Source organism: Novipirellula sp. (assembly GCF_041583735.1).
Lineage (GTDB): Bacteria > Planctomycetota > Planctomycetia > Pirellulales > Pirellulaceae > Novipirellula.
In genome coordinates this window covers 1-6578 of sequence record NZ_JBFHFD010000483.1, presented here as the reverse complement: position 1 = coordinate 6578, position 6578 = coordinate 1, and the positions used below count along the sequence as shown (strand labels likewise).

At 55.9% G+C, this 6578-nt stretch carries 3 protein-coding genes and 1 pseudogene; 1 reads left to right on the top strand and 3 read right to left on the bottom strand.

Annotated elements, in window-relative coordinates:
* Together ABX962_RS26380 and ABX962_RS26375 are read right to left on the bottom strand one after the other, a co-directional pair.
* Window positions 1-1665 (bottom strand): annotated as a pseudogene (locus ABX962_RS26380) (organic solvent tolerance protein OstA); the annotation flags it as partial.
* 416 nt (window positions 1666-2081) lie between these two features.
* On the bottom strand, window positions 2082-2852 hold the full coding sequence (locus tag ABX962_RS26375; RefSeq protein WP_372723836.1) for a GDSL-type esterase/lipase family protein: 771 nt from the start codon (window positions 2850-2852) through the stop codon (window positions 2082-2084).
* Window positions 2853-3054: 202 nt separating this feature from the next.
* On the opposite strand from ABX962_RS26375, the gene ABX962_RS26370 reads away from it, so the two are divergent.
* Window positions 3055-4866, top strand: a complete 1812-nt coding sequence (locus tag ABX962_RS26370; RefSeq protein ID WP_372723834.1) for a DUF885 family protein — start codon at window positions 3055-3057, stop codon at window positions 4864-4866.
* 326 nt (window positions 4867-5192) lie between these two features.
* Here the strand turns inward: ABX962_RS26370 and ABX962_RS26365 are convergent.
* A partial coding sequence (locus tag ABX962_RS26365) for a zinc-dependent metalloprotease (RefSeq protein ID WP_372723832.1) occupies window positions 5193-6578 on the bottom strand: 1386 nt, incomplete at its 5' end.

Sequence of the window (6578 nt, the reverse complement as noted above, 5' to 3'; positions counted from 1 at the left end):
TAGATAATCAGTGGAAAGTTCCCATTTTAAACCCTCGGGCGCGTTTTCGATGCCGAGGATCTGCAGCAAGTTAAAGTCCAGCAGTAGTTGGCTGCCGAAAATACTGTCGTTTCGAGCACTGGCGCCGCTGAGATAAAACGTTGGTTCACGCAGCGAGGTTGCAAACCGAGGCCAATACAAAATGGGGACGCCCCCAAAGTACGTAAAGTTATCTCGGCTGCTGACGAACGGATCGCGAAGCACTGTCGGAACGCCGGTGATTGGATCGATGACCGTCGTGTTGCGGTCGGTTAGCTCCAATTGCTCACTTTGCAACCAATAGCGTGGCACGCCCATCCGGCTGCTGGTGACCGCGGCATCAAAGGCGACAAAGTTGCCTCGCGCCACTTGCTGCATCACATCCGCTTTCAGTCGAACGATCCCCTGGTAGCTAGGGATCGTCGTGATCGTTTCGGCATCGAGCACAATCCCTTGTTCGGTGGCGATGTTGTAGTACATCGACTCGGCATAAATGATTCGCTCACCTTGACGGACGACGATGTCGCCTTCGAGGTATAATTCGCCTTGCGCCTGCGACAGATTCGTCGATCCGTTAAACAGATTCGTCACCAGTGGAAGCCAACCGACGATCCGGTCGGCCGAGAGCGAGATTGTGCCTAACTGCATCAGTTCGCCGCTCGGCAATTGAGCGGTGACGTCGCGAACCAGCACGGTCACGCCGCCACGCGCGACGATGAGCGTTTCCCCTGCTTCGGGACGGTTGATCGTTTCGATTTGCGGCGGCATCGATGAACCGCGTGCAAGCACTTCGACGCTGCGAGTTCCCCCGCCGACAAAGAATTGAAATCCGCCGCTCGTCGCCCCATCGGACATCGTGATCGGCGGTGGCGAATTGGGAACGCTGCCGATCGCATTCGGGGCAACGTCGAAACTGACTTGCGGGGGAACCTGAGCGGGCGAGACGGACCAATTGCTCGGCCCCGACAACACTTGCTGTCCTGGTTGCTGCGGCGGTTGGAACGCACCGCTATCGATCCCCGGGTCGGAAAAGACTGGATTGGCAAAGTTGGGCTGTTGTAGCGGGCTGGACTGATATTGAGTCTGCTGGACATTGCCACTCGATCCGGCGCCAAACGATTCGGCGCCACTCGATTTGGCCCCACTTGTTTGCAGAGCTGTTGCTGAGCTGGATTCACCCGAGGCAAGCGCGACCGTCTTCGCCCCGAACCCTAGCCGCGGTGGCTTGGTGGGTTTTCGGTATTGCATCAAGCGGGGCGTTTGATCGGGAGCTCCGCGATACAGCGGTGCTTGGACTTCGGGATCCATCAACGTCACAAATTCCATGACGCGGGGCCCCGAATGGGTTCCATTGGGCAGTTGGATGCCGTCCGCCACGACTTCGCTGTGAACTTGGCCGACATCACCGCTGACAATCACCAGGATCGATCCGGCAGCGATGCGTTTGTCGCCGTGTTGCAGAACGCAATCACCTTCTAACAGCGAGGCTTGCGACGTGCCGATGGCCCAGCGATAGATCACATTGCCACTGACGCGGACAGGATCCGCACTGGCTTCAATCGTGTGGGCATCATGCGCACGGGAAACAGGTTCAAACGCATTGCCTATCGACGGCAACCATGCTTCCATCAAGAACAATGCGATCATCGCAATCCCGTTTCGCCGTGTCGGATTCAAGAAACGTGAAGGCGCAGCGGTCCTCTCAGGGTCGCGTGTTGTCCACTTGAACCTGGTGAAACGTATATCGGTGGTGGCGTCCTTGCCGACCAAAAGCGTCGTATCCCATGTGTAAGAGTCTCGCGGAGTATACGAATGGTTTTCCTCCGATCACAACCGAGAAAATCATGCAAAAACAGGCTAAATTGCCCGTTGCCGCAAATTTTTCTGCGTGGAACACGAATGAAACTCGCCCGCATCGTGCCGATCAAGCGTTTTGCCACTACCCGATTTTCGGGTAGTGGGCGAGGCTACGTGGCCCGGTGGTTCTGCGATGGACTCGTTGCCTCTTCCACGACAATTTTAAGTTCACAAAGGACGAGTGTCGCCGTCTTGTCTCGCTCGAGCTACCGAGCGGCAGGCGTTTCCAAAGTGGCCGCAGCGTCGGCGGTGGCTCGTTGACGCAGCACGTCGCTAAGTCGCTGGCGGATCAGCGAGCCCCACAACTCGTAACCGGGGGGGCTCAAATGTAGCTTGTCGCCGACGAATAGTTCCGGCCGTGGGTGATCATCGGCGGTCAAATAATGTTCGGCGGTCGGAATGAAATAGGTGTCCGGCGTCGTCAGTGCGATTTCTTTTAAGAGCGAGTTGACGGCCCGGATTTTGTCCCATGAAGCAAACCGACTTTCGCACGGCGTGATCTCGACAATCAACACCGCTGCATTGGGTTGGTGGGCTCGTGACACCCCGACGATATAGCGTACCCATGCTTCGATCTGGTCGAGCGAGTGATCGTTGGGGCGGCCGGAAACATCGTTGGCGACAAACATCACCATCGCTCGGTACTGATGAGGCTCGATCAATCGTTTGGCAAATACGGCCACGTCACTGAACTTGGCGCCGCCATAGCCCCGCTCGATACAGCGAAACGGAGCCATGTCGGTCGCGATCGAGTCCCAGCGGCGGACACTGCTGCTGCCGATAAACAAGATCGCATCTTCATCGCCTGCCAACGACTCGTTTTCTTTTTCGAGCGAAATGATGTCACGCTCCCAACGCTTCATAATCGCTTCGCGATCGGCACCGGTAACCGGCACCTCATGGGAAACCACGGTGGCAGCGGTCGTCTCTGCAGCCTGATTGGGTTCGGAAGGGGGGGCGGCAACGTCTTGAGCCATCGTGGGGTGAAAGGCTGAAAACGCAACGCAAAAAAACAAAGGTGTCAACAATTGCCGCATCAGAAGGGTTCCTAGGCAGGCGGGGGCGGTGGGGTCATCGATCAGTCGAGTGACTTGTTATAGTTCATGGCGAGCCGGAAAACAGCGTAGTCGACACGTGTCCTCTGCGTGAACGAAAAAACTTCAAAACGAGTGAGCTCCCATGAAATTTCAGTGCCGTGCCAATCCTTTTCTAACGCTGTTGATCGCGGTCATGACGCTGCAAAATGGCTTTGCGATCCCCGCCGACTCTTCCTCAGCATCGGAAACACCAACGGGCGATGCCGCGATCAATCAATTGTTGGATCGGGTTTGGGATTTTCAACTGACGGAATTTCCGCTGTTGGCCACCGATGTCGGCGACCCGCGAGGACAAGATCGATTGGCGGACCAGAGTCTCGATGCGATAGATCGTCGCAGCAAGAAGACGATTGAGTTCTTGGCGGAACTTCAGTCAATCGAACCGGAATCCCTCAGCCCGCTACGGCAAATCGATTACGCGATTTTGCAGCAAAGTTTGAAAGCGGATATTGCGGATTATCAGTTTCAGACCCACCTGATGCCGATCAATAATCGCGAAGGATTTCATGTTTCGTTCCCCGAAATGCCTCGGGTGATGAATCCACGCACTCGCAAAGACTTTGAAAACTACGTCAGCCGACTCAAAACGTTTTCCGAATACACCGATCAACACATCGCACGGATGCGAAAAGGAATCGACGCGGGGCTGACTCAGCCCGCGATCATTCTGCGTGACTCGGTCGATCAAGTGATGGCTCAGGTGGTGGATGATCCGTCAAAATCGCTGTTAATGACCAACATTAACGAGGAAGCCAAAGATCGCTTTGACGCCGAAACTTGGGAACAGATCACGGCTGAAATCGCCGCCGCAATCCAATCAAGCGTGATTCCGTCGTACCAGCGTTTAGCCGATTTTTTGAAGAACGAATATTTGCCGGCGTGCCGCGGAACCATCGGCGCTTCATCGCTGCCCAACGGGCGAGCCTTCTATCGCGACCGAACCCGTCATTTCACCACGTTGGACATTTCGCCCGAAGAGGTTCACGAGATCGGCCGACGCGAGAACAAGCGGATTCGCCAAGAGATGGAAGCGATTCGCGAACAGGTGAACTTTGAAGGCGATCTTCCTGCATTTCTGCACCACCTTCGCACCGATCCCAAGTTCTATCCGAAAACGGCTGACGAGCTATTACAGCGAGTGGCCTTGGTGCTCAAACGCGCCGACGGTCGGTTGCCCGAGTTGTTTGGCCGCTTGCCACGAATTCCCTACGGGATTCGCGAGGTCCCCGACTATGTCGCTCCGCAAACCTCATCCGCCTACTATTGGCCGCCAGCGACCGATGGTTCTCGAGGCGGCTTTTACTACATCAATACCTACAACTTGTCTTCACGACCGCTGTACCAAATCGAATCCCTTTCGATGCACGAAGCGGTTCCCGGGCACCACTTGCAATTGGCACTACAAGCGGAACTCGAAGGACTGCATCCGCTTAGCCGGCAAAGCAATTTCACCGCGTTCATCGAGGGCTGGGCGCTGTATAGCGAACGGCTCGGCAAAGAAATTGGTTTTTACAAAGATCCGTACCAGGACTTTGGCCGCTTGAGTATGGAAGCATGGCGAGCGAGTCGATTGGTCGTGGATACCGGTATCCACTATCTGGGGTGGAGTCGCCAGCAAGCGATCGAGTACATGCGAGAAAATACGGCGCTGAGCGAACACAATATCGTCGCCGAAGTCGATCGTTACATCGGTTGGCCCGGCCAAGCACTTGGCTACAAAATGGGCGAGTTGACGATCTCGCGATTGCGTGCTGAAAGCGAAGCCGAGCTCGGCGACGCGTTTGACCTCCGATCGTTTCACGACCGCGTGTTATCGGTCGGCTCGATTCCGCTGCCGCTGTTGGAAAAGCGGATCCTCCTGTGGCGGGCCGAACAGGCCGAACAGTCACGCTAGATAAGATTACGGTTTGGGTGCCGGAGGCAGCTTTGGCGATAGCCTTGGACTTCAGTCCACGGTTGTTGTCTCCCCCCAACTTCGGAGCCTGCTGATTTACCAGCAGGCGAATAGGCCGTTTAGGGGCGACTTGGCGCCGTAAGGCCGGAGGCCGACATACTGACCGAGAGTGTGTCGCCCGCGGGGCTAGGTTTTCTTATACCCTCTGCCGGCCTCCGGCCTGTAATCGTTGACTCAACAAAAAAGCCCCGCATGGAACTTCGCTCCATGCGGGGCTTTTCGATTTATCGTTTCTTATCGCAATAAGATGACGTTTGTCAGTGGATCTACGGGGTAAAGCTCTGCTCGGCCTCTTCGCCGAACAGTAGCATCAGTCCGCCGCCACGACGGGCTTGGCCGTTGCCGTAGGTGTAACCCGCTTCGAGTGCTCGTGCGATTCGTTCGGATGCTTCCGACAAATGGGCACGCGAGTAGGCATCCATTTTCTTGCCACAGCTCTTCAGCGACGCATCGATCCGTTTCTGCAGTTCCTTCAGTTCCATGCGAGCCAAGTTGCTGATCGGCTTGTATGCCGCGGTCGAGCTGTCTTGTTCGAGAACAAGGTCAACAAGCCGCTGCATGTGTTCGCGTTGCAGGTTGCGACGCAGCGAGCTGATCATGGTTTGACGATCGTTTCGGCCTTCGGGGCACTCTTGATCCAGTTCGCTCCAGACGGCGGTGCCAATCGTGTCCAACAACTCAGGCAGCGTCAAAGCGTCCTGGTCCGAGGGAAGACGCATCTCGTTGTCGTAAACGCGGCGAAGCGTCGTGGGGTTCATCAACAACGTTAGCGAACTTGCTTGAGCGGCGAGGATGCGATCATGGATGGGCCATGTCGCTTCGCTGCTCATCGAAGTATGTCCTCCGCCATCAAGCCATTTATCAACACTCATGCGTTCGAGCAGTTCGGGGGTCAAACCGTACGCGTCATCGTTAAACGACGTTTCAATCACGTATTTTAGTGCATCGCGTTGCTGTTCCGCAGGCACCACTTCGACGGGGGGACGATTGCCGGGGTCCCCCTTCTTGTCGCGGTAGACAAACGCACCGCCGACCCAGTTGGCCATCATGCTGACGCTGCGGGTTTGCAAGCCCAGTGTCAATTCGTAGCCGCGTCGAGCCTTGGCCCAGCTGTCGCCTTCTTTGACGAATTTTTCCAGCAAACGTTCGCGGTACAGTTTGATCAACTTGGTTTGCTCTTTGCAGTACTCAAGCGGATCCGCAGCAAAGTCATAACGTCGTGCCAAAGGATCGGGGCCACTGGTGTCTTCGTCGGTCGCAAATTGCAATTCCGGTTCACTGCAGCGTTTCAGGATCTCGGGCAGTTTCTTTTCATCGGCGGTGTAGCCGTATTCGATTGCCCAGTAATCGTAAGGTCCGATGTCGATCATCGCGTAATCGCCTTGCGTTTCACCCGCTTCGTAACGGTAGTTGATCGGCGAGTAATCCATCACCGACGCGGCAAACGTCTTTTTGCCTTTGACTTCGTTGCTGTTGATGTCGGCCAACTCCATCATCGCCGATGCTTTGAAGTTGTGACGCAGACCGAGCGTGTGCCCGACTTCGTGAGCCACCAAGTCGGCAAGCAGCGGACCGACAAACCATTCCGGCATGCCATCGACAAGGTCGGCAGCGTCGGTTTTTGGTTGCTCTTTGTCGTCATCCGCTTTCGC